Source organism: Rhodopseudomonas palustris (assembly GCF_003031265.1).
GTDB classification, from domain to species: domain Bacteria; phylum Pseudomonadota; class Alphaproteobacteria; order Rhizobiales; family Xanthobacteraceae; genus Rhodopseudomonas; species Rhodopseudomonas palustris_H.
Map to the genome: position 1 here is coordinate 4,533,894 of NZ_CP019966.1, position 25,263 is coordinate 4,559,156.

A 25,263-nucleotide genomic window follows, 5' to 3' on the forward strand; every position below is an offset into this window, starting at 1 on the left:
ACTCACTTCTGCTTCTTCTTGTACATCGCCAGCATGCGCTGGGTGACAAGGAAGCCGCCGAAGATGTTGATACATGCGAAGATCAGCGCGACGAAGCCGAAGCCGCGCGCCCACAGCGGACCGTTGTCGCTGCCGACCAGCGACACGCCGACCGCGAGCAGCGCACCGACCACGATCACCGACGAGATCGCGTTGGTCACCGACATCAGCGGCGTGTGCAGCGCGGGGGTCACCGACCACACCACGAAGTAGCCGACGAACACGGCAAGGACGAAAATCGACAGCCGAAACACGAACGGATCGACCGCTTGAACCATATGCTCCATAGCAACTCTCCTTAAGCGGTCGCGCTCACGCCGACTTGGGCTGGAAGTTCGGATGAACGACGGCGCCGTCGCGCGTCAGCGCGGTGGCCTTCACCAGTTCGTCGTCCCAATTCACCGCCAGCGCCTTCTCCTTGTTGACCAGGGTCTCGAAGAAGCTCAGCAGATTGCGCGCATAAAGGGCCGAAGCCGACGCCGCGACGCGGCCGGCGACGTTGGTGTAGCCGACGATCTTGACGCCGTTGGTCTCGACGATCTGGCCGGGGACCGCGCCCTCGACGTTGCCGCCGCGTTCGACCGCGAGGTCGACCAGCACCGAGCCGGGCTTCATCGACTTCACCATCTCGGCGGTGACCAGGCGCGGCGCGGGCCGGCCCGGAATCAGCGCGGTGGTGATGACGATGTCCTGCTTCTTGATGTGTTCGGCAGTCAGAGCGGCCTGCTTGGCCTGATACTCTTTCGACATTTCCTTGGCGTAGCCGCCGGCGGTCTGGGCGTTCTTGAACTCCTCGTCTTCGACGGCGAGGAACTTGGCGCCCAGCGATTCGACCTGCTCCTTGGTGGCGGGACGCACGTCGGTCGCGGTGACGATGGCGCCGAGACGGCGCGCGGTGGCGATCGCCTGCAGACCGGCAACGCCGACACCCATGATGAACACCTTCGCCGCCGGCACGGTGCCGGCCGCGGTCATCATCATTGGCATGGCCCGGCCGAACGTTTCGGCGCCGTCGATCACGGCGCGATAGCCGGCGAGGTTGGCCTGGCTCGACAGCACGTCCATGACCTGGGCGCGGGTGATGCGGGGCATCAGCTCCATCGCGAAGGCGGCGATGCCGGCATCCGCCATGCTCTTCAGCGCAGCGTCATTGCCGTACGGGTCCATGATCGCCAGCACCAGCGCACCGCGCTTATAGCTGGCGAGTTCGGACGCCTCCGGACGCTTCACCTTGAAGACGACATCGGCGTCCTTCAGAGCGTCGGCGGATACGGTGGCCCCGGCGGCAGTGAAATCGGAATCCGGCAGGCCGGACTTGAGGCCCGCGCCCGGCTCGACCGCGACTTCGGCGCCGAGAGCTTTCAGCTTCTTGACCGTGTCGGGCGTCGCCGCGACGCGCGGCTCGGCGGGATCTTGTTCTTTGGCAACAGCAATCTTCATGGAGCCTCCGGCGGCGCGAAGCACGCGCGTGAGCGAGCGAGATATGCGCGCACCCCGCAAAAGTGGGACCGGTTTTGGGACCGGGATGCGCGCTTACTTATTTGTTTGGAGAACGTCCAGGCGGCAAACCGGACTCCACTTTGCCGGGGCGTTCTCCGAGAGAGCGCCGCGTGTAACGGCGCACTCCAGCACAGATCAAGTCAGGAAAATGCCCATGAGGGCGACGATCACGATGACGGCGGCGGTGCCGTACTTCACCAGCTTGATGAACCCTTCATAGGTTTGCTCATGCGCGGCGTAGTCGTTGCCATCGGCAGTCGTGTAGGCAAACTCGTGGTGCTCTGCCATTCGTCTCTCCGACATCTTCGAGAAGTGGGGGATGCAATTAGCGCAATCTTATTGCGAGGGCAACGGCACTGCAGCAATTGTTAGCCTAGCCAGTTTGGGTTCATTCCAAAGTCTAGGCCGCCGTCACCGATCGCTTGTGCAGTGTGATCGCAACAAACGATTAGAACAAGCTGTTACGAAGCGATTGCAACAAGCAGCGACTGATTATTCCGTGCTGCGGATCAGTCGTGACCTCATGACGAGATGATCGCACGCTCGAAGTGACGACGCGATCGTCGACCGCACGTCAGGCCGGCCAGTTGTCCCGGATCCAACGCGTCAGGCTAGCCTCGCTGACTTCGCCGGCCGCGAGGGCAAGGATGATCATGGTCGCATGGGCGGGAGCAGGTTCGAAGACGATGCCGTTCTTGGCCAGAAAGACGACCATCGCCATGAAGGCGATCCGCTTGTTGCCATCAACGAAGGCGTGATTCTTGGCCAGCCCGAACGCATAGGCGGAGGCAAGCTCCGGCAGATCGCAGTGCTCATACTGCCATTTGTTGATGGGACGTTCGAGCGCCGACCGCAGCATGCCCTCGTCGCGCAGCCCCGGCGCGCCGCCAAATCGGCGCAGCTGTCTGGCATGCATCGCTATCGCCTGCTCGTAGGTGATCCAGCTCGGCTCGACAGGCTCGCCCATCGAAAGCTCCTCATTTGGCGAGGGCAGCCAGCGTGTCCTTGTACTTCTCCATGACCTCGTCGGCGATTGCCATCGTTCGCTCGAAGTCGGGGTCGTACGGCAACGCCTGGAATCCGCCGCCGGGCAATTCGGTGATGTGCAGTTCCTGCCCACGCTTGAGATCGAGGCGCTGCATCAGTTCCTTCGGCAGCAACAAGCCGTCGGAATTCCCAATCTTCTTGATTTCGATCTTCATCGCGATCCAATCTTTCCCAGAATGCGCCGGCCTAAGCCTCGCACGCCCGGCAACGAACAAGGCGCGTTATACAAACGTATAACGCGCCTTGCCGTTCCGTTCAACAAATGTTTTACGACAGCCAGTCGCCCTACCCCATGGCCTCCAGCTCGTCGATCATGCCGGCGATCACCGACAAGCCGCCGTCCCAGAAGCTGGGGTTCTTGGCGTCGAGGCCGAACGGGGCGAGCAGTTCGGAATAATGCTTGGTTCCGCCCGCCGACAGCATCGCCAGATAGCGCTCGGCGAAGCCTTCCTGGGCGTGCTCGTAGACCGCATACAGCGAGTTCACCAGACAGTCGCCGAACGCATAGGCGTAAACGTAGAACGGCGAATGGATGAAGTGCGGGATGTACATCCAGAAGCTTTCGTAGCCCGGCTTGATCTCGATCGCCGGGCCGAGGCTCTCGCCCTGCACCGACAGCCAGATCTCGCCGATCCGCTGCGCGGTCAACTCGCCGCTGCGGCGCTCGGTGTGGACCGCCCGCTCGAACGAATAGAACGCGATCTGCCGGACCACGGTGTTGATCATGTCCTCGACCTTGCCGGCGAGCAGCGCCTGACGCTGCTTGCGGTCCTTGGTCTGAGTCAGCAGACGGCGGAAGGTCAGCATTTCGCCGAACACGCTGGCGGTCTCGGCCAGTGTCAGCGGCGTCGGCGCCATCAGCGCGCCGTTCTTGGCGGCCAGCACCTGGTGCACGCCGTGGCCGAGTTCGTGGGCGAGCGTCATCACGTCCCGCGGCTTGCCCTGATAGTTCATCAGCACATAGGGATGCGCCGACGGCGTGGTCGGATGCGAGAATGCGCCAGGCGCCTTGCCGGGCCGCACCGGAGCGTCGATCCAGCGATCGGTGAAGAACCGCTCGGCGATCTGCGCCATCTCCGGCGAGAACGCCTTGTAGGCGGTCAGCACCATGTTGCGGGCTTCCGGCCAGGCGATCGTGCCGGTCGCGGCGAACGGCAGCGGCGCGTTGCGGTCCCAATAGGGCAGCTTCTTCTTTTTGAACCAACCGGCCTTGAGCTTGTAGTAGCGGTGCGACAGCTTCGGATACGCCGCGCGCACCGAGGCGACCAGCGCATCGACCACTTCGCGTTCGACCCGGTTGGCGAGGTGGCGGCTGTCGGCCACATCTTCGAAGCCGCGCCAGCGGTCGGAGATTTCCTTGTCCTTGGCGAGCGTGTTGGTGATCAGCGCAAAGGTGCGCTCATTCGCCTTGAAGGTCTTGGCCAAGGCCTCGGCGGCCGCCTTGCGCTTTTCGGGCGCACGATCCTGCATCAGGTTCAGTGTCGGCTCGATTGCCAGTTCCTTGCCGCCAACCTTGAAGCGCAGCGACGAGATGGTCTGGTCGAACAAACGGTTGAACGCGCCGTAGCCGGTCTGCGACTTTTCATGGAACAGCTGCTCGATGCGGTCTTCGAGCTGATACGGCTTGTCCTTGCGCAGATCCTCGATCCACGGCCGGTAGTGGCCGAGCTCCAGCGTATGCATTGCGGTCTCGAGCACCGCGTCGTCGACGCGATTGAGCTCGAGGGTGAAGAACAGCAGATGCACCGAAGCGGCAGTCAGGCGCTCGGAGACGTCGCCATAGAATTTCGACTTCACCGGATCGACGCTGTCGCCGGCGTGGACCAAGCCCGCATAGGAACCTAGCCGGCCGGCCAAATCCTCGATCGCCTCGTAGCGCTTGACCGCGCCGGCGAGCCACAGCGCGCCGCCGTCCTTCGCGGTCTCTTCCGCCAGCCGGCCCTTGAAGTCGGCTTCGAACGAAGCGCATTCGGCATCGAGACGATCGAGATCGCCGGCGACCTCCGGCGAGTCGATCGCCGGATACAGATCCGTCAGATTCCACTCGGGCAGTTTCGCCGGCTTGCTTGCGGTCTTCCGTCCCGCGGCCGCGGTCTTGGCCGCTTTCGCCTTGCTGGGCGCGGCCTTGCGCGGTGCTGGCTTGGCGGGGGTGGACTTGCGGGAAGAGGACTTTGCGGTACGGGAGGTCGCAGATTTCGCCATGGTGCTTTCAGATCGCGTGCGATTTGCCTTGCGAAACGCTACTAGCTCCGTCACCGGCTTCGCAAGTCACAGTTTCCTTCAAGGGGAGCCGCCCTGCGACAAGGCAGCGCGGCTCGAACAGCCCCTCGCCGCCTTGATCGAGCTTGGCGGCAGGATTACGACACCGCTGCAAAGCGTTCGTTCCCGAACAGTTCGGCTCTGACCGTGCGGCGATTGACCATCGTGCGGTCTGGTGCTGGTATCGGCGCTGACGCAAGCGATCTGACGCAGCCTTTCGACTGCGCCGCATGCACCACGTCCTGGACCGGGCCCCTCTGGCAGTTCGTCTGAACTGTGATGTCGGACTGGACGCTCACGGAGCGCCCGATGACCGACTTTCTCGCAATCTTCACGCCCGAAGGCCTCACCGCGTTCGCCCAGGTCGTGATGATCGACCTGGTGCTCGCCGGCGACAACGCCGTCGTCATCGGCCTCGCCGCTGCCGGGCTGCCAAAAGAGCAGCGCGGTAAGGCGATCCTGATCGGCATCGTGGTCGCCACCGCGCTCCGCATCGCCTTCGCCAGTGTCACCGTGCAGCTTCTGCAAATCATCGGGCTGCTGCTCGCCGGCGGCGTGCTGCTGCTGTGGGTGTGCTGGAAGATGTGGCGCGAGCTGCGCAACCCGCCCGAAGACGTCGATGCGCTCGAAGGCGACGGCGGTGCGGCAACCGGCGCTCCGACCAAGACCATGGCGCAGGCGGTGTGGCAGATCACGCTGGCCGACGTCTCGATGTCGCTCGACAACGTCCTGGCGGTGGCCGGCGCGGCACGCGAGCATCCGGTGATTCTGGTGTTCGGCCTCGCCCTGTCGATCGCGCTGATGGGTCTCGCCGCAAGCTTCATCGCACGGCTGCTGCATAAGCACCGTTGGATCGCCTATATCGGCCTCGCCATCATTCTCTATGTGGCAGGCGACATGATCTATCGCGGCGCGCTCGAGATCTGGCCGCACGCCTTCGGATAACAGCGGATAACCATCTGCATTTTCACCAAGCGTTAACGCATTCGTCGCAATCCTGCACCAATTCGGGACAGTTCGGGTTGAGGCAGTAGCGAGTAATGGTTGAGCGTATTCTGATCGCCGACGACGATGCAGTACAGCGTCGGCTGGTCGAGAACATGGTGCAGAAGTGCGGCTATGAGGCGATTTCGGTCGATAGCGGCGACGCTGCGGTAGAAGCCCTGACCGCGCCCGATGCACCGGCAATCGACGCCGTGGTGCTCGATCTGGTGATGCCCGGACTCGATGGACTCGGCGTGCTGTCGAAGATTCGCGCCAGCGGACTCGACGTGCCGGTGATCGTGCAGACCGCACACGGCGGCATCGACAATGTGGTGTCGGCGATGCGTGCCGGCGCGCACGACTTCGTCGTCAAGCCGGTCGGCATCGAGCGTCTGCAGGTGTCTCTGCGCAATGCGCTGAATGCCAGCGCGATGAAGGGTGAGCTGCAGCGCATCCGCCATGCCCGCGAAGGCCGGCTGACGTTCTCAGATATCATCACGCGCAGCGAGGCGATGGCGCCGGTGCTGCGCGCCGCCGAAAAGGCTGCAGGCTCTGCGATCCCGGTGCTGATCGAAGGCGAATCCGGCGTCGGCAAGGAGCTGTTCGCGCGCGCCATCCACGGTTCCAGCGACCGCCGCGCCAAGCCGTTCGTCGCGGTGAACTGCGGCGCGATCCCCGACAATCTCGTCGAGTCGATTCTGTTCGGCCACGAGAAAGGTGCATTCACCGGCGCGACCGAGCGCCACGACGGCAAGTTCGTCGAGGCCTCTGGCGGCACGCTGTTTCTCGACGAGGTCAGCGAGCTGCCGCTGACGGCGCAGGTCAAGCTGCTGCGCGCGCTGCAGGAAGGCGCGGTCGAAGCGGTCGGCGGGCGCCGGCCGGTCAAAGTCGATGTCCGCATCATCTCGGCCACCAACCGCCGGTTGCTCGACCGGGTGAAGGCGGGCCAGTTCCGGGAGGATCTGTTCTATCGGCTGCACGTGCTGCCGCTGACGATCCCGCCACTGCGCACCCGCCGCGAAGACATTCCACCGCTGCTGCGGCATTTCCTGATGCGGTTCTGCGCCGAAGAGAAGCGCAGCATCGGTGGCATCACCGGCGAAGCGATGGCGCGGCTGGCGCAGCTCGACTGGCCCGGCAACATCCGCCAGCTCGAAAACGCGGTGTACCGCGCCGTGGTGATGAGCGACGGCGATCAGCTTGGCCTCGCCGACTTCCCGCTGGCGATCGCCCCATCGGTCGTGCCGGCAGAAGATACAACCGGCGAGCCGCTGGTGATCGAACGCAGCGAGCCGCAATTTGTCGCCGCAAGCGAAGTGCCGATCGCGCCGCTGCCGAGCGTCGGCAATCTGTCGATGCTGACCGCGGACGACGAAGTGCGTCCGCTCGACGAAATGGAACGCGAGATCATCCGGTTCGCGATCTCGCATTATCGCGGCCAGATGTCCGAAGTGGCGCGGCGGCTGAAGATCGGCCGCTCGACGCTGTATCGCAAACTCGACGAGATCGAAGCCGAGCGCGCCGCGCAGGCCGAGGCGCGATAACGAGGACTACCCGCGCCCTGTAAGTTTTCGGGGCCTCAGGACCGAATGTGGCTGTCGCATGGCGGCCTGCGGATCGCTGATTCGCGGAACCTTTTGAACCGTGGCGCGATAGTGACAGACAACCAGGGCGGCCCGTGGCACAAGCCACTGACCGCCCTAGCCAACTGCAACTGGGGTCAGTTTGTCGTGAGTCTGCCCGGCCGATGCTGGCCGCTCGAACCGGGCCTGTGTATCCTCCGACTGAGACGTGAGATCGGCCGCGTGCCGATCCACGAGCGGGTGCCCTGACACTCGAGAACCAAACTGCAAGTCACGAACTGCCGGCCGGGCAGCTTTCCCAAGGGGTAGACGAATGCGAGATCACTCGACTGGACGCCGCGGTTTCGAAGGCGTGCTGATGGCCGTCGCGGCGACCTTCCTCACCGTGTCGGCGACCTCCGTCCTGGCGCAATCGCCGACGCGGTCGCCCGCGGATCTCGCGATCGATGCCGCCGTGCCGGTGCCAAGCCCGGTCGATCTGCCGCCGCCCTCGGTCGGTGACTTCAAGCCCGAAACCCCTGCCGCCAAACCCGACGCCACCGCCAAGCCCGACATTGCTGCCGCTCCGGCACCTGTCGAACCCGCCAAGGACATTGCCGCCACCCCGGCGCCGGCTGCGCCCGAGCCGAGCAAAGACACCGCGGCAACTGCGCCCGCAGCCGAGCCCAAGACGGAAGCTCCGGCGGCAACCGCCACCGCTCCTGCCGCCGTTCCCGCCGCGCCGGCGACCGATCAGGCAACGACCACCAAGCCGGCCGAACCGCAGAAGCCCGCCAGCACGGTTGCGTCGGCCGACCAGCCGGTGGCCGACCAGCTTCGCGATCTGATCGCCAAGAGCGCGTCGCGCTACTTCGATCGCAAGGCCGAGCGCAGCGCGGTCGAGAAGTTCTACGAGACCCGCGACTACGCGCCGGTGTGGACCAAGGCCGGCGCGCTGACCGCACAGGCCAAGGGGGTGATCGCGCGTCTGAAGGACGCCGCCGCCGACGGCCTCGATCCGGAGGACTATCCGGTGCCGAGCTTTAGCGCCGCGACCTCGCCCGAGGCGCTCGCCGAAGCCGAGCTGCGGCTCACCGAGAGCATGATGGACTATGCGCGTCAGGCGCAAAGCGGCCGGATGCACTGGTCGCAGGTGTCGGCCGACATCCAGTATCCGGAACACCCGATCGATCCGGCCCAGGTGCTGGCGAAGGTCACCACCGCGGCCGATGCGTCCACGGCGCTCGACAGTTACAACCCGCCGCACAAGCTGTATCGCGAGCTGAAGAAGAAGCTCGCCGAGCTGCGCGGCGAAGGCGACAAGCCGGTGATCAAGATCGCCGACGGCGAGACGCTGCGCTATCAGCCGGCCCGCAAGAAGCGCGCCGAAGTGAAGATGGACGATCCGCGCGTGCCGCAGCTGCGCGCCCGCCTCGGCGTCAGCGAAAACCCAGAGAGCACCACCTACGACGCGACGGTTGCGGCGGCGGTGCGGAAATTCCAGGACCACGCCGACCTCAAGGCGACCGGCGTGCTCGACGAGCGCACCGTGAAGGCGCTGAACACGCCGAAGCGCGACCGCACCATCGACACCATCATCGTCAACATGGAGCGCTGGCGCTGGCTGCCGCGCGATCTCGGCGCGCCGTCGCTCGGCGATGCCTATGTGATCCTCAACATTCCGGACTACACGCTGAAGGTGATGCAGCACGGCGCCGAAGTGTGGACGACTCGCGTCGTCACCGGCAAGCCGGGCAAGCACGCCACCCCGCTGCTGACGGAGACGATGAAGTACATCACCGTCAACCCGACCTGGAACGTGCCGCCGTCGATCATCTACAACGAGTATCTGCCGGCGTTGCAGCAGGATCCGACCGTGCTCGACCGCATGGGTCTGAAGCTCGAGCGTAATCGCGACGGCTCGATCCATATTTCGCAGCCGCCGGGCGAAGCCAACGCCCTCGGCCGCATCCGCTTCAACTTCCCGAACAAGTTCCTGGTGTATCAGCACGACACCCCTGACAAGAACCTGTTCGCCCGCGAAGAGCGCGCGTTCAGCCACGGCTGCATGCGGGTGCAGAACCCGGACGTGTATGCGTCGACGCTGCTGAACATCGCGATGCCGGAGAAGGACTACACCCCGGCCAAGGTCCGGGCGATGTACGGCCGCAGCGAGGTCGATCTGAAGTTCCCGACCCCGATCCCGGTCAACATCACCTATCAAACCGCGTTCGTTGACGACGCCGGCAAGCTGCAGCTCCGCAAGGACGTCTACGGCCGCGACGCGACGATGCTGGCGCTGCTCAAGAACGACAAGGGCAAGAACCTCGAAGCCGTGGTGGCCCACGCCCAGCCGAACTACACCCGCCCGACCCGGCTGCCCGACGGCGTCAGTGTCGCCGGCGACTACACCGGCTCGTCGGGAGCCTCGTCGAGCCCGTTCTCGTTCCTGGAGAACCTGTTCGGCGGCCCGCAGCCGCGTCAGCAGCAGCCGGCTCAGCGCAATCAGCGCCGGGTTTACGCCCGCTGATCAGTAACCGCGTCCCCCTTCGGACGCGAAAAGTAGTTGAATGTTATCAAGGGCTCGCCGCGAGGCGGGCCCTTGTTTGTTAACTCACATTAACCATCCTCCATCTAGATTGCGGCACCGGGCTCGATTTCGCCATAGTCAGAGGGTTAAGGTTGATGATCGACTTGGGGTCACGGACGCCGTTTCCGGATCGCTAACTTCGGTAACGGCACGTCGCCCTGCCACGCTGACTTGGGGTTCGCGGGCAGGGTTTGTTGGTCGACCATTGGTGGGGCTGTTTTCGTGCTGGCTGCACTTTCGCGCCGTCTCAAATCACTGTCGATGCCCAGGGCCGGTTACGGCGCCGTACTGACGACGGCATTGCTGCTGGCGGGCGCCGGCTCGGTCCACGACGCATCAGCGGTCGGCGACAGCCGGACCCTGTCGTTCCACCACACCCATTCGGGCGAAAGCCTCACGGTCACCTTCAAGCGCAGCGGCCGTTACGACGAAGACGCGCTGAAGCAGCTCAATCATTTCCTGCGCGACTGGCGGTCCCAGGAACAGACCGTGATGGACCGCCAACTGTTCGACATTCTGTGGGAAGTGTACCGGGACGTCGACGCCAAACAGCCGATCCAGATCATCTCCGCGTACCGCTCCCCTGCCACCAACGCCATGCTGCGCCGCCGCTCCTCGGGTGTGGCGCGCCACAGCCAGCACATGCAGGGCCACGCGATGGACTTCTTCATCCCGGGCGTGGCGCTGGAGCAGATCCGGTTCGCCGGCCTGCGGCTGCAGCGCGGCGGCGTCGGGTTCTATCCGACTTCCGGCTCGCCTTTCGTTCATCTCGATACCGGCGGTATCCGGCACTGGCCGCGGATGACCCCCGACCAGCTTGCCCGCGTGTTCCCGGACGGCCGCACCGTCCACATCCCGTCCAACGGCAAGCCGCTGCGTGGCTACGAGCTGGCGCTGGCGGACATCGAGAAGCGCCGCGACGGGAGCACCGTGGCCCCGGCCAAGAGCAACTTCCTCGCCGCGCTGTTCGGCGGCAAGTCGCGTGACGACGAGGACGAAGCCGCCGCGACAGCGGCACCGTCCGGTGCCAAGCCGATGGCCGACATCAAGGTTGCGGCTGCCGATGCGGTTGCGGCTGCGGCCGGCGTCAAGCCGGCCGACGTCGGCTCCAGCGATCCGGTGCCGATGCCGCGCGCCAAGCCCGCCGGCGCCATCCAGCTCGCCTCCGCCGGCAACGTCGTATTGCCGGCGCCGCGCCCGGCCCAAGCTGCGAAGGCAGAGGCCAAGACTGCGGAGCCGAAGACGGCAGAATCGAAGACCGCCGACGCCAAGCCGCAGAGCCCGGCCGACATCATCAACGCCCGCGGGTTCTGGGACGACATTCCGGTGGCGCCGAAGCAGGCGAGCCCGGCCCAGGTCGCCGCCATCAGCGCCCGCCAGGCACTGGCCGCCGCCGACAAATCAGAACAGGCCGCCGCGATGAATGCGCTAGCCTACGCGCCGATGGCCCAGGACAATTCCTCCCAGCACGCCCAGACCCGCCATCCGCATGTCGTCACCGCAAGCGCCCCGCTGCCGCCGACGCGCGCATCGCTGCAGCGGCACGCCGCGGTATCGGGCAAGGTCGACAGTGTGATCGGCAAGTCGTCTGGTCAGGGCAAGACGGTGATCGCAACCTCGGCACGGCTCGCCGCCGCCGGCAGCCGCGACAACGACGTCTGGATTCGCGCCATGATCCTGATGCCGCGGGCGATGCACACCGCTGCCACCGTGATCGGCGATCCCGACATGACGTTGCTGAGCGGCTATCTGGCCAAGCCCGAGGCGACACTGGCCACCAGCTTCGCCGACGATCCGCAGCCCGGCCTCTACGCCGACGCTTTCAGCGGCTCGGCGGTGGCGACGCTGACCACCACGGCATTTCCGGGCGACGCGTCCCGCTGACCTCTGCGGCAGCATCTGATTTGAAAAAAAAGTGCCCGGGCTGGTCCCGGGCACTTTTGTTTTCGGCGCCTCACCAGATCGGCAGCCATTGCGGGCCGATCCGGCAGCGGCAACAGACCCAAACGGTCTCAGAGCATCCCGAGCGCCTGCATGTAGGTTTCCAGGATCGTCTCCTGCTCGGCGCGTTCGTTGGCGTCCTGCTTGCGCATGCGGACGATGGTGCGCAGCGCCTTGACGTCGAAGCCGTTGCCCTTGGCCTCCGCATAGACGTCGCGGATGTCGTCGGAGATCGTCTTCTTCTCTTCCTCGAGACGTTCGATCCGCTCGATGATCGCCCGAAGCTGGTCCTTGGCGAAATTGGTCGCGGGATCCTCTTGGACGGCGGCAGCGGAGGTGGCCATCGTGCACTCCTGGCAGATAATGATTGGAAAAAGCGGCGGGGCGGTCGCCTCGCGCGCCGCATCTGCGCCGGACACTCTTCGCCGCGGCGCCTCCCGTCAAGGGGCATCACGCCCATCCACAGCGACCCACAGCGGAAATCGCCGGCGCCGAAATTGCGCCTTGATGCGCGGCGTGACGGCGCCGCGTCAGTGACTGTGCGGGTGAGATTTCTTGAACGCTTCGACCTGGTCCGGCGTGGCAACGCTCTGATACTTCGCCTTCCAGGCTTCGTACGGCATACCGTAGACCGCCTCGCGGCTCTCCTCCCGGCTCAGTGCCACGCCCTGCGCATCTGCGGCGTCCTTCAGCCAGTTCGACAGACAGTTGCGACAGAACCCGGCGAGATTCATCAGGTCGATGTTCTGGACGTCGGTGCGTTCGCGCAGATGCGCCACCAGACGGCGAAACGCCGCCGCTTCCAATTCGGTCCGGGTGCTGTCGTCCATGCGGTCACCTTTGCTCGGGCTTGCGGTCTTCCCCAGATGGGGACGGGCTGAGATTTTGCCACATCTAGGGGGTACAGCCGACTCCGCCGCGCGGCGAGCGCGCTGCCGGCAGACCGCCCGCGGCGGCGCCGCCGTTGACAGGCCGCCCCTGTCACGCGAAATCATCAGCAAATTGGTATAGCTTGGCTGCATGATCATCACAGATTCCCTCCCCTTCCGGCATATCTGGGCCCGGCCCGCGGCCGCCGTGACGGCGGCGCTGGCCTTCGGCGCGCTGCTGTGCGGCAGCGCTCCGGCCGCCGCCGACTTCCGGCTGTGCAACAACACCTCGAGCCGGGTGGGAATCGCGCTGGGCTACAAGGACGTCGACGGCTGGACCACCGAGGGCTGGTGGAACGTGTCGTCGCGAAGCTGCGAGACGCTGCTCCGCGGCGCTCTGGTGGCGCGCTACTACTACATCTACGCGCTCGATTACGACCGCGGCGGCGAGTGGTCGGGCCAGGCCTTCATGTGCTCGCGCGACAAGGAATTCACCATCAAGGGGACCGAGAACTGCCTGGCGCGCGGCTTCGACCGCACCGGCTTCTTCGAGGTCGACACCGGCGAGCAACGGGCCTGGACCGTGCAATTGACTGAAAGTAACGAACAGAACATGCAGAAGCTGCCGGGAATGCCCGGGGCGCCGGGGACCGGCTTGCCGGGCATTCCTCCGTCGCCGGGCCGCACCGCCCCCGCCACGCCTGGCAATCCAGGCGAGGCCGGGACCAAGCCATGAGACGCCTGCGCCGGATCAAGATCCTCGCCACGCTCGGCCCCGCCTCTTCCGACAGCACGATGATCCGCAAGCTGTTCGAGGCCGGCGCCGACGTGTTCCGGATCAACATGAGCCACACCCCGCACGACAAGATGCGGGAGCTGGTGAAGACCATCCGTAACGTCGAGAGCAGCTATGGCCGCCCGATCGGCATCCTGGTCGATCTGCAGGGGCCGAAGCTGCGCCTCGGCTCGTTCGCCAACGGGCCGATCCAGCTCAACAACGGCTCGAACTTCGTCCTCGACTCGATCAAGGAGCCGGGCGACGAAACGCGGGTGTATCTGCCGCATCCGGAGATCCTGGCGGCCCTCAAGGTCGGTGACGCACTGCTGCTCGACGACGGCAAGGTGCGCTTGATCTGCGAAGAGACGGTTGGCGATCGCGCGGTGACCCGCGTGGTGATCGGCGGCAAGATGAGCGACCGCAAGGGCGTCAGCCTGCCCGACACCGATCTGCCGATGTCGGCGATGACCAACAAGGACCGCGCCGACCTCGAGGCGGCGTGCGAGACAGGCATCGACTGGGTGGCGCTGAGCTTCGTGCAGCGCGCCGAAGACGTCGTCGAAGCCAAGCGGATGATCCGCGGCCGCGCCGCCGTGATGGCCAAGATCGAGAAGCCGCAGGCGATCGACCGGCTGCAGGACATTCTCGACGTCTCCGACGCGCTGATGGTGGCGCGCGGCGACCTCGGCGTCGAGATGCCGCTCGAGCGGGTGCCGAGCCTGCAAAAGCAAATGACCCGCATGGCACGGCGCGCCGGCAAGCCGGTGGTGGTCGCGACCCAGATGCTGGAATCGATGATCTCCAGCCCGGTGCCGACCCGAGCGGAAGTCTCCGACGTCGCCACCGCGGTGTATGAAGGCGCCGACGCGATCATGCTGTCGGCCGAATCCGCCGCCGGCAAATATCCGGTCGAAGCGGTGTCGACGATGAACCGCATCGGCGAAGAAGTTGAGCGCGACGTCACCTATCGCACGGTGGTGACGGCGCAGCGCCCCGATCCGGAAGCGACCGCCGGCGATGCCATCGCCGGCGCAGCACGGCAGATCGCCGAAACTCTCGACCTGTCGGCGATCATCTGTTGGACTTCGTCGGGCTCAACCGCGCTACGGGTCGCACGCGAGCGGCCGAAGGTGCCGGTGGTGGCGATCACCCCGAGCATCAGCACCGGGCGCAAGCTGTCGGCGGTGTGGGGCGTGCATTGCGTCGTCGCCGAAGACGCCAAGGATCAGGACGACATGGTCGAGCGCGCCGGCCGCATCGCGTTCCGCGACGGCTTCGCCAAGTCCGGCCAGCGCGTCATCATCGTCGCCGGCGTCCCGCTCGGCACTCCGGGCGCCACCAACATGGTCCGCATTGCCTATGTCGGACCGAGCGACGCGGAGATGTGACTGAGGCTCTGCGATTAGAATCGAACCGATCGTCATTCCGGGGCGCCGCGCAGCGGCGAACCCGGAATCCCGAGATGTCCTGACCTCAAGCCTAACAACCTCTGGATTCCGGGTTCGCAGGCTTCGCCTGCGCCCCGGAATGACTGAAGAAGAGCTCAGCTCACCAGCTTTGCATCCAGCGTGATCTTGGTGTTGAGCAGCTTCGAGACCGGACACCCGGCTTTGGCCTTGGCGGCGCAGTCCTGGAAGGTGGCGTCGTCGGCGCCGGGGATCTTGGCGGTGAGCGTCAGATGGATCGCGGTGATGGCAAAGCCGTCGCCCTGCTTCTCCAACGTGACGTCCGCCTTGGTTTCCATCTGCTCGGCGGTGAGCTTGGCTTCGCCGAGGATCAGCGACAGCGCCATGGTGAAGCAGGCGGCGTGGGCGGCGCCGATCAGTTCCTCAGGGTTGGAGCCGGGCTTGCCTTCGAACCGGCTGGCGAAGCCGTAGGGATATTCGGACAGCGCGCCGCTCTTGGTCGAGATCGCGCCCTTGCCGTCCTTGATACCGCCCTGCCATTTCGCCGAACCGGATGTCGTGCTCATTGGGATCTCCCGTGCTGATGTCGAATCGACCGCGCGGCACATCGTCCGTGCAGCGACGGTTGAGTGGACCTTGGATGTGGGGTGGTTCGGCCGGATTCAAAGCACGACGACGCAGAAGCGCGTCAGATGTCGCGGCCCTCGACCTTCTCCGACAGCGTCTTGACGAGGTCGGGCACCTTGTCGAGATGCGGATTGAGCGCGAGCGCCCTGCGGAACGCATCGAGCGCCCGTTTGTCGTCGCCGAGTTCCTGCATGATCATGCCGAGGCCGGCGAGCGCACCGAAATGCCGCGGCTCACGTGCCAGCACCTGCTCGATGTCTTCGAGCGAGTGCATGTAGTCGTTCTGCAAATAGTAAATCGTCGCGCGCCGGTTCCAGCCTTCGACGTAATCCGGCCTCAGCTTGACCACGGCGTCGAGCAGCTTCAACGCGACGTCGAACTGCTTGGCATCCATCGCCACCTTCGAGCGCGCCATCAGCAGCGCAGTGGTGTCGCTGGTGGTCTGGCTCCACAGCGCCCAGATTCGCCCTTCGACGTGTTTGGCGCTGGCCTCATCGGGCGCAGCCTTCAGGGCACCGAACAGGAAGTCGAGGCCCTTGGTGCGGTCGGTCGGCACCCGCGGCAGCTTCTCCGGCGGTGCCGGCGGCTGCGCGAGCGGCTTCTCCAGCGGATGCTTGGGTCCGTCGGGGGCCTGGGCTCGCGCGCCCTCAGGCATACCCAGCGCCAAAGTCGCAAGCGCCAAGGCGCAGAGGCCGAACCGAAAATGTCGAGGGGCGAACGCCATTGCGACAGTCTAGACACGACAAAGCGCGCTGCAAAGCAGCGCGCGCGTCACAGCGGCGTGAGATCGAGGCGCGGGCCGCGAGCGGCCCAGCGCAATCAGCCCTGGCGGGCCTTGAACCGACGCTGGGTCTTGTTGATGACGTAGAGCCGGCCCTTACGGCGCACCAGGCGGTTTTCGCGGTGGCGGGTGAGCAGCGACTTCAGCGAGTTACGGACCTTCATGGGTCTATCCTGACTGTTTGAAAGGCCGTGACAATTGGCCGAATACAAAACGATAACAGCCCGCCGGCGGAAGCCCGCCCGGGTCGGTGCTGTATCTATCCAGCGACTCCCGACCTGTCAATCGATCCACCGCCGGAACCGGCAGGCCATTGCGGAAAACCAGCGCTGGGCCGGCGGCCACACCAAGGTAAGGCGCAAAATTCGCCGGACGCCGACGGTTTGGGCCGCTTCACAGCTCCGCAAAATAATTATACACCATAATCAATTCTTCGCCGCAAGAAGGCGAGAAATGCCCGAAGGAAACGCCCGATGCTGAATCCCGACGATCTCGTCGCCATCGACATCCACACCCACGCCGAGGAGCCGTGCGGCTGCCACGGCGACGACGGCTACGACGACTTCCAGGCGCGGATGGCCGAATATTTCGGCTCGCCGAACAAGCACCCGCCGACGGTCCCGCAGACCGCCGCGTATTATCGCGCCAAGAAGATCGCCGCGGTGATCTTCCCGGTCGACGCCGAACGTGAGACCGGCTTCCGCCGCTACAACAACGACGAGATGATCGAGATTACGCGGCAAAATTCCGACGTGCTGATTCCATTCGCCTCGATCGATCCGCACAAGGGCAAGCTCGGCGTGCGCGAAGCCCGGCGGCTGATCGCCGACTACGGCATCAAGGGCTTCAAATTCCACCCAACCATGCAGGGCTTCTACCCGAACGACCGGCTGGCCTATCCGCTGTACGAAGCGATCCAGGAAGGCGGCGCCATCGCGCTGTTCCACACCGGCCAGACCGGTGTCGGCTCCGGCATGCCGGGCGGCATGGGAATGCGGCTGAAGTACTCCAACCCGATGTATATGGACGACGTCGCCGCCGACTTTCCGGACATGAAGATCATCCTGGCGCACCCCTCCTTCCCCTGGCAGGAGGAGGCACTGTCGGTCGCGACCCACAAGCCCAACGTCTATATCGACCTGTCGGGCTGGTCGCCGAAGTACTTCCCGCCGATCCTGGTGCGCTACATCAACTCGATTCTGCAGGACAAGATGCTGTTCGGCTCGGACTGGCCGGTGATCACCCCGGACCGCTGGCTGTCGGACTTCGCCAAGCTCGAGATCCGCGACGAGATCCGCCCGAAGGTGCTGAAGCAGAACGCCCGTAAGCTGCTGGGGATCTAGACCCAACGATATCGTCCTTGCACGCGAAGCGAAGCAATCCGGCAGCGCCAGCTGTCGGCCTCTGGATTGCTTCGTCGCTTTGCTCCTCGCAAGGACGAAAGCGGAAAGGCCAGATCGCCGTGACGAGCTCAACTGAAAGCTGCCGCACATGACCATCAAGGCCGTCGTGTTCGATGCCTATGGCACGCTGTACGACATCCAGTCGGTTGCGGCCATCACCGAGCGGGAGTTTCCCGGCTATGGCGAGGTGATCACGCAGATCTGGCGGATCAAACAGCTCGAATACACCTGGCTGCGCTCGCAGATGGGGACCTACGAGGACTTCGCCGTCGTCACCCGCGATTCGCTCGCCTACACGCTCGACTGTCTCGGCATCGAGGCCGGCGGCGGCGCATTCGAGCGCATCTTCGCGAAATATCTCGATCTCGCGCTCTACCCCGAAGCCCTGTCGGCGCTGGAGGCGCTTGCACCCTGCAAGCGTGCGATCCTGTCCAACGGCAGCCCCGATATGCTTGGCGCCCTCACCCGCAATACCGGCCTCCACAGCGTGCTCGACGACGTGATCAGCGTCGACGCAGCCAAGACGTTCAAGCCGCATCCGCGCGCTTATGCGCTGGCCGAAGCGCGGCTCGGCATGACGCCGCGCGAGATGTTGTTCGTGTCTTCCAATCCCTGGGACGTGGCGGGGGCGAAGGCATTCGGCTTTAACGTCGCCTGGATCGAGCGCGTCAGCCGCGAGGCGATGGCGCGCGAACTACGGAGGCCTGGGCCGCTCTCGCCGCAGACGCTGTTCAAGGCGCTGCGCACCCAGATGGACGTGCTCGGCTTCGAGCCCGACCACCGCATCGGATCGCTGACCGCGTTGGTGGAGATCGTGGCCGCGCGCTGAGATTTGCGCCACGTGCTGCTTTGCGGCATATCGGCCGCTCGATTGCCGGCCCGGAATGCCGGCCATGAGGAGCCGCATGAGCCTCGAATCCGTTCGCGCATGGTTTGCCCAACATGCCCCCGACATCGCGGTCGAAGAATCGACGATGAGTTCCGCGACCGTGCCGCTCGCCGCCGAAGCCTACGGCGTGCCGCCGGCGCAGATCGCCAAGACACTGTCGTTGCGCGTCGGCGAGCGTGTGGTGCTGATCGTCACCAGCGGGACGATGCGGCTCGACAATAAGAAGGCGAAGGCGCTGCTCGGCGGCAAGCCGAAGATGCTCGGCGTTCACGAGGTCGCCGATCTCACCGGCCATGAGGTCGGCGGCGTTTGTCCGTTCGGCCTCAAGGCGCCGCTGCCGATCTATTGCGACGTCTCACTGAAGACGTTCGATGTGGTCGTGCCGGCAGCGGGTTCGACTCACAGCGCAGTGCGAATTGCCCCGCAGCGCATGGCCGAGCTGGTCGGCGCCGAATGGGTCGATGTCTGCGAGGACCGCAGCGAGCCGACCCAGCCGTGAACACGACAACGGGGCCCGCGGGCCCCGTCATTGCTTGCATCAGTTGAGAGATTTTGCGCCTGAGCGCGGCGATCACCAACGGCGCCAGCCGTAGTGCCGCCCGTACGGACGCGGCGGGCCATAATAGCGCGGGCCATAGAACCGCGGACCGTAGTAGCCGTAAGCGCCGTAGTAGTTCGGGCGCCACCAGCAGCGGCCCCAGGCGTTACAGACGTAACGCACCTGATCGACCTGGGCGGATGGACTGCCGGCAGCCTGCGCGGCGCCGGGAAGACCGTTCGGCATCGCCGCAGACGCGATGCCCGGCGAGAGCGCGACCGCGCTCAGAGCGGCTGCGGCAGCAACGGCGAGTTTCAGATTCATCGGACAACCTCCTTACGATCGAGAACCATCAGAACTGTCTCGAGCTTAGGAAGTTGCAGCTGAACGGGCGCTGACGAGCGAGTTCATCTAGATGAACTTGCGTTAACCTGTGCGGCGCAATTGGTTCGACGCAGCGCTTGATGGCGCTGCGCGCTCCTTGAGGCAACCTTCGCTCAAGCAGCCTTGAGCGGCTCCGTACCATCGCGATGAAGCGTCCGCAGGAAGTCACGCACCGCGTCGCCGAGCGAGCGGGCCTGCTGCGCGAGCGTGCCGGACGCCGACAGCGTCACCTCGGCATGCTGCTCGGTCTCGGTGATGTTGCTACCGACGCCCTGGATGTTGCCCGAGATGTCGCGAATGCCGGCAAACGCTTCTTCGATGTTGCGCGCGACCTCCCCGGTCGCGGCGGTCTGCGCCTCGACCGCGAGCGCCACCTGGTGCGTGATATCATCGACCTCGCCGATCGAACGGCCGATGCCGGAGATCGCATCGACGGCGGCGCGGGTGGTCTCCTGCACTTCGGCGATGCTGCGCGAGATGTCGCGCGTGGCATTGGCGGTCTGCTCGGCCAGCGACTTCACCTCCTGCGCCACCACCGAGAAGCCGCGGCCGGCGTCACCGGCGCGCGCCGCCTCGATCGTGGCGTTGAGCGCCAACAGATTGGTCTGGGACGCGATCTCTTCGATCAGTTGCACGATCGCGCCGATCCGTTCGGTGGCGGTCGATAGGCTGCCGACGGTGTCGCGGGCGTGATCGGAGGCCGCCACCGCGGCCTGAGCGATCGAGGCCGAGCGATTGACGCTGCTGAGAATCTCGTTGGCCGAGGCGGTCAATTCGGCGGTCGCCGCCGCCACCGTCTCCATGTTGGTCGAGGCCTGCTCGCTGGCAGCCGACACCGCCAGGGTGCGATCGCGCGTCGCGATCACGCCGCGGTTGAGGCTGGTGGCGGTCTCGCCCATGTTGCTGGAGGCGGCGCCGACCGCGTCGATCACCGTGCCGATTGCGGTCTCGAACTCGGCGGTGTTGGCGTTAAATGCCGCGACCCGCGTCTCGATCGCCTGCATCGCCTCGTTGATGGTGCGGCTGGCGATCAGCAGCGAACCGCGCAGGCCCTGCGGCAGGATGTGCCGATAGTATTTGTCGTCGCGGATCGCCGCCATCGCGGCGCTGGACTCGCGCACGAACGCGTCGCAGCGGTCGATCATGTCGTTGAAGCGGTTCTGCATCTCGAGCAGGCGTCCACCGTCGCGATGCCCGATCAGCCGAGCCTCGAAGTCGCCGTCGGCAATCCGGCCGCAGACCTCATCGATCTGCGTCAGCATCCGGTTCAGCCGCAGCAGCATCGCGGCAACGCCGGCGGCACCCAGCAGCGAGGCGCCGAGTCCGACCTGCAGCAGCAGCGGCGCGCCGAGCGTCAGCCCCGCCACAGCAACAAGGGAGCCGACGACGGTGACGGCGAGGCAGAGACCGGCCTTAAAGAGAGAAGACGAGTTGATCATAGGAAATGTTCTTCGACTTGACGAAATCGATCATGTGCTGATAGCCGGCCGCGAGCGCGTCCTTGCCGTTGCGGTGCCGGGACTCCTGCGCCAGCAGCTCGGCATAGACCGGCTCCAGCGCGGCAACGACCCGGCGCTCAGGCACACGGCGATTGGAGTGATAGCCGATCACCGTGCCGGCGGCGTCGAATGACGGCGTGACGTGTGCGAACACCCAATAATGATCGCCGTACTTCGTCATGTTCTTGACGTAGGCGAAGATCTCGCGCCCCTCGGCGAGGGTGTCCCACAGCAGCTTGAACACGCAGCGCGGCATGTCGGGATGCCGCACAATCGAATGCGGCTGGCCCAGCAGTTCGGCTTCGCTGTAGCCGCAGATGTCGGTGAACACTCGATTGGCGTAGGTGATCCGGCCTTTCAGGTCGGTTTTGGACACGATGATGTCGTCGGCGTCGAAGAATACTTCAACGCCCGTGGGCTTGACGGAAGAGGTCACGGCGAATTCCGGTTCAGCGGCTGAGAACGACTTGCACGGACTCTGATTGCGGCCCCGGTCCGGCTCCGCAAAGCTACGAGGCAGGTCTTAATAGTTAGTTCGCTCAACCACCGACTACATCGCTATAAATCGGCATTCGACGTCACTGTGTTGTTACTTAGCTGCTCACGAATTGGGCTGCGACAACTTGCGTTGTAGTGGTTTTCCTGACGCGACTGCTGAGCACACAGTCTCAGCCTGCATCACGCGTCTCGCTGCCTGCCAGCAAAGTGATCAGCAACGATTAGAAGCTTTCCAACGCGTATGAACAACTCGCCTTCATCGCACATCCGCGCGAGCACCCACTCAGATCATTTGAGATGCCGAGGCAGGCTTACAACCTCATGCGCGCGCTAGCGCAAGGCCGCAATTGACTGCACAAGTCGCGTACGACGGCGCGGGGTGACGGCGTCCCTGCCACACCGAACCGAATCTTAACATCTGGTTGCTAGACGAGATCGACGCCGCGTCGCGCCCGATGCGGCCGGTTCGGGGAAACGCTTTTGGCTGTCATGGATTCTCCACCAGCAACGCCCCTGGCGACGCTGAAAGCGCGCCTCACCGCTCTGTTCGGCGGTTCCAACGAAACTTCGCTCACCAACCGGCTCGCGGGCACCATTTTCCTGATCCGTGTCGTCAGTGCCGGCCTCGCCTATGGGGCTCAGATCCTGCTGGCGCGCTGGATGGGCGGCTCGGATTACGGCATCTACGTCTATGTCTGGACCTGGGTGCTGTTGCTCGGATCGATGCTGGATTTCGGCATCTCCGCCTCGGCCCAGAAGATCATTCCGGAATATCGCGCGCGCGGCGAGCTCGACCGGCTGCGCGGCTTTCTGACCGGCAGCCGTTGGGGCACGCTGGCGGCCTCCAGCGCGGTGTCGCTGCTGCTCGCGCTCCTGGTCTGGGCATTGGCGCCGCTGATCGGCGACGCCACCGTCGTGCCGCTGTATCTCGGCTGCCTGACGCTGCCGGCCTTCGTGGTCGCCAACACCCAGGACGGCATCGCCCGCTCGCACGACTGGATGCGGCTCGGATTGATGCCGCAGTTCATCATCCGGCAGGCGCTGATCATCGGCTTCACCGCCGGGCTGTTTGTCCTAGGCTTCGAGCTCGGCGCGGTGGCCGCAATGGCGGCTAGCTGTGCGGCGGTGTGGATCGCGATGCTCGGGCAGATGATCGCGCTCAACCGCAGGCTGGCCGGCCATGTCCCGCCCGGCCCGCGCGCTTACGACGTCCGCGGCTGGCTCGCCACCTCGCTGCCGATCCTGCTGGTCGAGAGCTTCTACCTGCTGCTGTCCTACACAGACGTGCTGGTGCTGCAGCAGTTCAGTACGCCCGAGGAAGTCGGCATCTACTATGCGGTGGTGAAGACGCTGGCGCTGGTGTCGTTCATTCACTACGCGATGTCGGCCACCACCGCGCATCGCTTCACCGAGTACAACGCAGCCGGCGATAAGGTCCGGCTGGCGGCCTATGTCCGCCACGCGATCGTGTGGACGTTCTGGCCGTCGCTGGTCGCAACGCTGGCGCTGCTGGCGCTCGGCGAACCGCTGCTGTGGCTGTTCGGGCCGCAATTCACGTCCGGCTACGGCATCATGTTCGTTGCGGCGATCGGCCTGATGGTCCGCGCCGCGATCGGGCCGGTGGAACGGCTGCTCAACATGCTCGGCCACCAGCATGTCTGCGCGCTAGCCTACGCGCTGGCGTTCGCGGTCAATCTCGCGCTGTGCCTGATCCTGGTGCCCCGCTTCGGCGGCTACGGCGCCGCCGCCGCCACCTCCGCGGCCCTCACCTTCGAAACCGTGATGCTGTTCTGGATCGTCCGCAAACGCCTCGGCCTGCACGTGCTGGCGTTCGGCGCGAAGGCGCACTGAGACGACTTAAGGCTCTGTTCGAGGCGCTACGGATATTGGCTTTGCATTGACATTTGTCTATACAAATGCCTATTTTGCTAGAGGCGGCCTATGAAAGTTGCCGGCTTTGATTGGGATCTCGGAAATCGAGCCAAATGCGCCAAACATGGCGTCACGGTCGCCGAAATCGAAGGCCTGTTTCGCGGCCCGGTAAGCGTGTTTCCTGATCCGGCTCACTCCACGACCGAGGAGCGCTTCAAGGCAATCGGCCGCACCGAAGCGGGACGAATGGTGTTCGTGGTGTTCACCCTCAGAACGCTGCGCGAGCGGACGCTCATCCGGCCTATTAGCGCCCGCTACATGCACCGCAAGGAGATCGCCGCCTATGAAGAAGAAGCTGCCAAAGCTGGAAAGTGACGCAGAGGCGGAAGCCTTCGTCGCCGACGCGGACCTCTCCGATTACGACCTGTCGGGCATGGTCACCATGCAATTCGAAATGAAACCGAAAGACAAGTCGGTCAACCTGCGACTGCCGGAGCAACTGCTGTCTGCCGTCCGCCAGCAGGCGAAGGCTGCAGGTGTCCCCTACCAACGCTACATCCGGATGGCTCTGGAGCAAGCGGTGCAAAAGCGGGCGAAGAGATAGCCGCAAGCATCAAGCGGCGCGGACCTTCGAAACCGTGATGCTGTTCTGGATCGTCTGCGAACGTCTCGGCGGGCATGTGCTGGCGTTCGGCAAGACGGGGTGAGTCGAATCCCGGCATCTTCTCGATCACCACCGCCGAGGCCTCGCTGCCGTCACGCAGGTGGTCGATCGCGTATGGCACCACCTCACGGCTGATGCCCTTCATGGTGATCGAAGGCAGCGCCCGGGCAGCGAGACTTACTTCATCACACTCACGTCGTCGCCCGGCTTGACCGGGCGATCGAGTATTCCAGGGCCATGGCGCTCTGGAATACTCGATCCTCCGCTTGCGCGGAGGATCACGTTCGTTCGCGAGCGAAGGCGGAGCCCGACCGAATGTGGGCGGCCCCAAACCCGCCTTAAGCCGCGGTCCAACCGCCGTCCATCGACAGGTTGGCACCGGTGATCTGGCTGGCATCGTCGCCGCAAAGATAGACTGCGAGAGCGGCGACCTGCTCGGGCGTGACGAACTGCTTGGTCGGCTGGGCAGCGAGCAGGACGTCGTTGATCACCTGCTCCTTGGTGAGGCCACGCGCCTTCATGGTGTCGGGGATCTGCTTTTCGACCAGCGGCGTCCAGACGTAGCCGGGCGAGATGCAGTTGCAGGTGATCTTGTGGGTGGCGAGCTCCAGCGCCACCGTCTTGGTCAGGCCGGCGATGCCGTGCTTGGCGGCCACATAAGCCGACTTGAACGGCGAGGCGACCAGCGAGTGCGCCGAGGCGGTGTTGATGATGCGGCCCCAGCCGCGCTTCTTCATGCCCGGCACCGCGGCGCGGATGCCGTGGAACGCTGACGACAGGTTGATGCCGATGATCGCGTCCCACTTCTCGACCGGGAAGTCCTCGACCGGCGACACGAACTGGATGCCCGCGTTGTTGACGAGGATATCGACCGAACCGAAAGTGGTTTCGCCGAGCTTGATCATCTCGGCGATCTCGGCGGGCTTCAGCATGTCGGCCGGCGAATACACCGCCTTGACGGCGAAGTCGGTCTCGATTGCCTTGCGCTCCTTCTCGATCGCGTCCGCGTCGCCCATGCCGTTGATCACGACGTTGGCGCCGGCCTTGGCGAAGGCGCGCGCATAGCTGAGCCCGATGCCCGAGGTCGAGCCGGTCACGACCGCGGTCTTGCCTGTCAAATTCGTCATCATCCG

The 25,263-nt window shown here is 64.9% G+C and carries 27 protein-coding genes; 12 read left to right on the top strand and 15 right to left on the bottom strand.

Annotated elements, in window-relative coordinates:
- Nucleotides 1-2: 2 nt before the first annotated feature.
- The 6 genes from RPPS3_RS21015 to RPPS3_RS21040 all read right to left on the bottom strand — a co-directional run bounded on the left by RPPS3_RS21015 (nucleotide 3) and on the right by RPPS3_RS21040 (nucleotide 4,788).
- The gene (locus RPPS3_RS21015; RefSeq protein WP_022722381.1) at nucleotides 3-326 is read right to left on the bottom strand and encodes a proton-translocating transhydrogenase family protein; all 324 of its coding nucleotides are present in this window, start codon (nucleotides 324-326) and stop codon (nucleotides 3-5) included.
- Between the two features lie 25 nt (nucleotides 327-351).
- Nucleotides 352-1,479: a Re/Si-specific NAD(P)(+) transhydrogenase subunit alpha gene (locus RPPS3_RS21020; RefSeq protein ID WP_107345789.1), complete on the bottom strand. Its 1,128-nt coding sequence runs from the start codon at nucleotides 1,477-1,479 to the stop codon at nucleotides 352-354.
- Nucleotides 1,480-1,674: 195 nt separating this feature from the next.
- Nucleotides 1,675-1,827, bottom strand: coding sequence for an aa3-type cytochrome c oxidase subunit IV (locus RPPS3_RS21025; protein WP_011159718.1), 153 nt, complete (start codon nucleotides 1,825-1,827; stop codon nucleotides 1,675-1,677).
- Between the two features lie 286 nt (nucleotides 1,828-2,113).
- On the bottom strand, nucleotides 2,114-2,506 hold the full coding sequence (locus RPPS3_RS21030) for a type II toxin-antitoxin system death-on-curing family toxin (RefSeq protein WP_107345790.1): 393 nt from the start codon (nucleotides 2,504-2,506) through the stop codon (nucleotides 2,114-2,116).
- Nucleotides 2,507-2,516: 10 nt separating this feature from the next.
- Nucleotides 2,517-2,741 (bottom strand): AbrB/MazE/SpoVT family DNA-binding domain-containing protein, encoded by a 225-nt coding sequence (locus RPPS3_RS21035; RefSeq protein WP_107345791.1) that lies wholly within the window; start codon nucleotides 2,739-2,741, stop codon nucleotides 2,517-2,519.
- 130 nt (nucleotides 2,742-2,871) lie between these two features.
- Nucleotides 2,872-4,788, bottom strand: a complete 1,917-nt coding sequence (locus RPPS3_RS21040; protein ID WP_107345792.1) for a M3 family oligoendopeptidase — start codon at nucleotides 4,786-4,788, stop codon at nucleotides 2,872-2,874.
- Nucleotides 4,789-5,154: 366 nt separating this feature from the next.
- Between RPPS3_RS21040 and RPPS3_RS21045 the strand changes: the two genes are divergently transcribed.
- From RPPS3_RS21045 to RPPS3_RS21060, 4 genes are all read left to right on the top strand, one after another.
- Nucleotides 5,155-5,790, top strand: a complete 636-nt coding sequence (locus tag RPPS3_RS21045; RefSeq protein WP_107346716.1) for a TerC family protein — start codon at nucleotides 5,155-5,157, stop codon at nucleotides 5,788-5,790.
- 95 nt (nucleotides 5,791-5,885) lie between these two features.
- Entirely contained in the window at nucleotides 5,886-7,373 is a 1,488-nt protein-coding gene (locus RPPS3_RS21050; protein WP_107345793.1) for a sigma-54-dependent transcriptional regulator, read from the top strand.
- A gap of 352 nt (nucleotides 7,374-7,725) precedes the next feature.
- Nucleotides 7,726-9,921, top strand: coding sequence for a L,D-transpeptidase family protein (locus RPPS3_RS21055; RefSeq protein ID WP_107345794.1), 2,196 nt, complete (start codon nucleotides 7,726-7,728; stop codon nucleotides 9,919-9,921).
- 321 nt (nucleotides 9,922-10,242) lie between these two features.
- A complete protein-coding gene (locus tag RPPS3_RS21060) occupies nucleotides 10,243-11,865 on the top strand; it encodes a DUF882 domain-containing protein (protein WP_107345795.1) in 1,623 nt (540 codons plus the stop codon).
- A 128-nt stretch (nucleotides 11,866-11,993) separates the two neighbouring features.
- On the opposite strand, the gene RPPS3_RS21065 is transcribed toward RPPS3_RS21060, so the two are convergent.
- The gene (locus tag RPPS3_RS21065) at nucleotides 11,994-12,266 is read right to left on the bottom strand and encodes a DUF2312 domain-containing protein (RefSeq protein ID WP_012497443.1); all 273 of its coding nucleotides are present in this window, start codon (nucleotides 12,264-12,266) and stop codon (nucleotides 11,994-11,996) included.
- 186 nt (nucleotides 12,267-12,452) lie between these two features.
- Nucleotides 12,453-12,752: a DUF1244 domain-containing protein gene (locus RPPS3_RS21070; protein WP_107345796.1), complete on the bottom strand. Its 300-nt coding sequence runs from the start codon at nucleotides 12,750-12,752 to the stop codon at nucleotides 12,453-12,455.
- 190 nt (nucleotides 12,753-12,942) lie between these two features.
- On the opposite strand from RPPS3_RS21070, the gene RPPS3_RS21075 reads away from it, so the two are divergent.
- Together RPPS3_RS21075 and pyk are read left to right on the top strand one after the other, a co-directional pair.
- On the top strand, nucleotides 12,943-13,527 hold the full coding sequence (locus RPPS3_RS21075) for a DUF1036 domain-containing protein (protein ID WP_107345797.1): 585 nt from the start codon (nucleotides 12,943-12,945) through the stop codon (nucleotides 13,525-13,527).
- Nucleotides 13,524-14,957: a pyruvate kinase gene (pyk, locus tag RPPS3_RS21080; protein WP_107345798.1), complete on the top strand. Its 1,434-nt coding sequence runs from the start codon at nucleotides 13,524-13,526 to the stop codon at nucleotides 14,955-14,957. Before RPPS3_RS21075 ends, pyk begins: the two co-directional genes overlap by 4 nt.
- A gap of 155 nt (nucleotides 14,958-15,112) precedes the next feature.
- On the opposite strand, the gene RPPS3_RS21085 is transcribed toward pyk, so the two are convergent.
- The 3 genes from RPPS3_RS21085 to ykgO form a co-directional block, all read right to left on the bottom strand.
- Nucleotides 15,113-15,541 (bottom strand): OsmC family protein, encoded by a 429-nt coding sequence (locus RPPS3_RS21085; RefSeq protein ID WP_107345799.1) that lies wholly within the window; start codon nucleotides 15,539-15,541, stop codon nucleotides 15,113-15,115.
- 122 nt (nucleotides 15,542-15,663) lie between these two features.
- Nucleotides 15,664-16,326: a tetratricopeptide repeat protein gene (locus RPPS3_RS21090; protein WP_107345800.1), complete on the bottom strand. Its 663-nt coding sequence runs from the start codon at nucleotides 16,324-16,326 to the stop codon at nucleotides 15,664-15,666.
- A gap of 95 nt (nucleotides 16,327-16,421) precedes the next feature.
- A complete protein-coding gene (gene ykgO / locus RPPS3_RS21095) occupies nucleotides 16,422-16,547 on the bottom strand; it encodes a type B 50S ribosomal protein L36 (RefSeq protein ID WP_011159732.1) in 126 nt (41 codons plus the stop codon).
- A gap of 309 nt (nucleotides 16,548-16,856) precedes the next feature.
- On the opposite strand from ykgO, the gene RPPS3_RS21100 reads away from it, so the two are divergent.
- From RPPS3_RS21100 to RPPS3_RS21110, 3 genes are all read left to right on the top strand, one after another.
- The gene (locus RPPS3_RS21100) at nucleotides 16,857-17,726 is read left to right on the top strand and encodes an amidohydrolase family protein (protein WP_107345801.1); all 870 of its coding nucleotides are present in this window, start codon (nucleotides 16,857-16,859) and stop codon (nucleotides 17,724-17,726) included.
- A 148-nt stretch (nucleotides 17,727-17,874) separates the two neighbouring features.
- Nucleotides 17,875-18,615, top strand: coding sequence for a haloacid dehalogenase type II (locus RPPS3_RS21105; RefSeq protein ID WP_107345802.1), 741 nt, complete (start codon nucleotides 17,875-17,877; stop codon nucleotides 18,613-18,615).
- A gap of 76 nt (nucleotides 18,616-18,691) precedes the next feature.
- The gene (locus tag RPPS3_RS21110) at nucleotides 18,692-19,174 is read left to right on the top strand and encodes a YbaK/EbsC family protein (RefSeq protein WP_107345803.1); all 483 of its coding nucleotides are present in this window, start codon (nucleotides 18,692-18,694) and stop codon (nucleotides 19,172-19,174) included.
- Nucleotides 19,175-19,246: 72 nt separating this feature from the next.
- On the opposite strand, the gene RPPS3_RS21115 is transcribed toward RPPS3_RS21110, so the two are convergent.
- The 3 genes from RPPS3_RS21115 to RPPS3_RS21125 all read right to left on the bottom strand — a co-directional run bounded on the left by RPPS3_RS21115 (nucleotide 19,247) and on the right by RPPS3_RS21125 (nucleotide 21,532).
- The gene (locus RPPS3_RS21115) at nucleotides 19,247-19,537 is read right to left on the bottom strand and encodes a hypothetical protein (RefSeq protein ID WP_107345804.1); all 291 of its coding nucleotides are present in this window, start codon (nucleotides 19,535-19,537) and stop codon (nucleotides 19,247-19,249) included.
- A gap of 173 nt (nucleotides 19,538-19,710) precedes the next feature.
- Nucleotides 19,711-21,036, bottom strand: a complete 1,326-nt coding sequence (locus RPPS3_RS21120) for a methyl-accepting chemotaxis protein (protein ID WP_107345805.1) — start codon at nucleotides 21,034-21,036, stop codon at nucleotides 19,711-19,713.
- On the bottom strand, nucleotides 21,011-21,532 hold the full coding sequence (locus RPPS3_RS21125; protein ID WP_107345806.1) for a PAS domain-containing protein: 522 nt from the start codon (nucleotides 21,530-21,532) through the stop codon (nucleotides 21,011-21,013). Before RPPS3_RS21125 ends, RPPS3_RS21120 begins: the two co-directional genes overlap by 26 nt.
- A 551-nt stretch (nucleotides 21,533-22,083) precedes the next feature.
- On the opposite strand from RPPS3_RS21125, the gene RPPS3_RS21130 reads away from it, so the two are divergent.
- From RPPS3_RS21130 to RPPS3_RS21140, 3 genes are all read left to right on the top strand, one after another.
- A complete protein-coding gene (locus RPPS3_RS21130) occupies nucleotides 22,084-23,445 on the top strand; it encodes a lipopolysaccharide biosynthesis protein (RefSeq protein WP_107345807.1) in 1,362 nt (453 codons plus the stop codon).
- A 90-nt stretch (nucleotides 23,446-23,535) separates the two neighbouring features.
- Complete coding sequence (locus tag RPPS3_RS21135) at nucleotides 23,536-23,841, top strand: BrnT family toxin (protein WP_107345808.1); 306 nt, start codon at nucleotides 23,536-23,538, stop codon at nucleotides 23,839-23,841.
- On the top strand, nucleotides 23,810-24,070 hold the full coding sequence (locus RPPS3_RS21140) for a BrnA antitoxin family protein (protein WP_107345809.1): 261 nt from the start codon (nucleotides 23,810-23,812) through the stop codon (nucleotides 24,068-24,070). Before RPPS3_RS21135 ends, RPPS3_RS21140 begins: the two co-directional genes overlap by 32 nt.
- A gap of 398 nt (nucleotides 24,071-24,468) precedes the next feature.
- Here the strand turns inward: RPPS3_RS21140 and RPPS3_RS21145 are convergent, their stop codons facing one another.
- A complete protein-coding gene (locus RPPS3_RS21145) occupies nucleotides 24,469-25,257 on the bottom strand; it encodes a 3-hydroxybutyrate dehydrogenase (protein WP_107346717.1) in 789 nt (262 codons plus the stop codon).
- Nucleotides 25,258-25,263: the final 6 nt, after the last annotated feature.

What these genes read in the sequence shown, in the direction of transcription:
- RPPS3_RS21105 (WP_107345802.1), top strand. Translation starts at nt 17,875, where the DNA reads ATGACCATCAAGGCCGTCGTGTTCGATGCCTATGGCACGCTGTACGAC.
- RPPS3_RS21055 (WP_107345794.1), top strand. Translation starts at nt 7,726, where the DNA reads ATGCGAGATCACTCGACTGGACGCCGCGGTTTCGAAGGCGTGCTGATG.
- RPPS3_RS21015 (WP_022722381.1), bottom strand. Translation starts at nt 326, where the DNA reads ATGGAGCATATGGTTCAAGCGGTCGATCCGTTCGTGTTTCGGCTGTCG.
- RPPS3_RS21085 (WP_107345799.1), bottom strand. Translation starts at nt 15,541, where the DNA reads ATGAGCACGACATCCGGTTCGGCGAAATGGCAGGGCGGTATCAAGGAC.
- RPPS3_RS21045 (WP_107346716.1), top strand. Translation starts at nt 5,155, where the DNA reads ATGACCGACTTTCTCGCAATCTTCACGCCCGAAGGCCTCACCGCGTTC.
- pyk (WP_107345798.1), top strand. Translation starts at nt 13,524, where the DNA reads ATGAGACGCCTGCGCCGGATCAAGATCCTCGCCACGCTCGGCCCCGCC.
- RPPS3_RS21120 (WP_107345805.1), bottom strand. Translation starts at nt 21,036, where the DNA reads ATGATCAACTCGTCTTCTCTCTTTAAGGCCGGTCTCTGCCTCGCCGTC.
- RPPS3_RS21050 (WP_107345793.1), top strand. Translation starts at nt 5,886, where the DNA reads ATGGTTGAGCGTATTCTGATCGCCGACGACGATGCAGTACAGCGTCGG.
- RPPS3_RS21130 (WP_107345807.1), top strand. Translation starts at nt 22,084, where the DNA reads ATGGATTCTCCACCAGCAACGCCCCTGGCGACGCTGAAAGCGCGCCTC.
- RPPS3_RS21140 (WP_107345809.1), top strand. Translation starts at nt 23,810, where the DNA reads ATGAAGAAGAAGCTGCCAAAGCTGGAAAGTGACGCAGAGGCGGAAGCC.
- RPPS3_RS21035 (WP_107345791.1), bottom strand. Translation starts at nt 2,741, where the DNA reads ATGAAGATCGAAATCAAGAAGATTGGGAATTCCGACGGCTTGTTGCTG.
- RPPS3_RS21025 (WP_011159718.1), bottom strand. Translation starts at nt 1,827, where the DNA reads ATGGCAGAGCACCACGAGTTTGCCTACACGACTGCCGATGGCAACGAC.
- RPPS3_RS21110 (WP_107345803.1), top strand. Translation starts at nt 18,692, where the DNA reads ATGAGCCTCGAATCCGTTCGCGCATGGTTTGCCCAACATGCCCCCGAC.
- RPPS3_RS21075 (WP_107345797.1), top strand. Translation starts at nt 12,943, where the DNA reads ATGATCATCACAGATTCCCTCCCCTTCCGGCATATCTGGGCCCGGCCC.
- RPPS3_RS21135 (WP_107345808.1), top strand. Translation starts at nt 23,536, where the DNA reads ATGAAAGTTGCCGGCTTTGATTGGGATCTCGGAAATCGAGCCAAATGC.
- RPPS3_RS21030 (WP_107345790.1), bottom strand. Translation starts at nt 2,506, where the DNA reads ATGGGCGAGCCTGTCGAGCCGAGCTGGATCACCTACGAGCAGGCGATA.
- ykgO (WP_011159732.1), bottom strand. Translation starts at nt 16,547, where the DNA reads ATGAAGGTCCGTAACTCGCTGAAGTCGCTGCTCACCCGCCACCGCGAA.
- RPPS3_RS21115 (WP_107345804.1), bottom strand. Translation starts at nt 19,537, where the DNA reads ATGAATCTGAAACTCGCCGTTGCTGCCGCAGCCGCTCTGAGCGCGGTC.
- RPPS3_RS21145 (WP_107346717.1), bottom strand. Translation starts at nt 25,257, where the DNA reads ATGACGAATTTGACAGGCAAGACCGCGGTCGTGACCGGCTCGACCTCG.
- RPPS3_RS21040 (WP_107345792.1), bottom strand. Translation starts at nt 4,788, where the DNA reads ATGGCGAAATCTGCGACCTCCCGTACCGCAAAGTCCTCTTCCCGCAAG.
- RPPS3_RS21100 (WP_107345801.1), top strand. Translation starts at nt 16,857, where the DNA reads ATGCTGAATCCCGACGATCTCGTCGCCATCGACATCCACACCCACGCC.
- RPPS3_RS21060 (WP_107345795.1), top strand. Translation starts at nt 10,243, where the DNA reads ATGCCCAGGGCCGGTTACGGCGCCGTACTGACGACGGCATTGCTGCTG.
- RPPS3_RS21065 (WP_012497443.1), bottom strand. Translation starts at nt 12,266, where the DNA reads ATGGCCACCTCCGCTGCCGCCGTCCAAGAGGATCCCGCGACCAATTTC.
- RPPS3_RS21090 (WP_107345800.1), bottom strand. Translation starts at nt 16,326, where the DNA reads ATGGCGTTCGCCCCTCGACATTTTCGGTTCGGCCTCTGCGCCTTGGCG.
- RPPS3_RS21020 (WP_107345789.1), bottom strand. Translation starts at nt 1,479, where the DNA reads ATGAAGATTGCTGTTGCCAAAGAACAAGATCCCGCCGAGCCGCGCGTC.
- RPPS3_RS21070 (WP_107345796.1), bottom strand. Translation starts at nt 12,752, where the DNA reads ATGGACGACAGCACCCGGACCGAATTGGAAGCGGCGGCGTTTCGCCGT.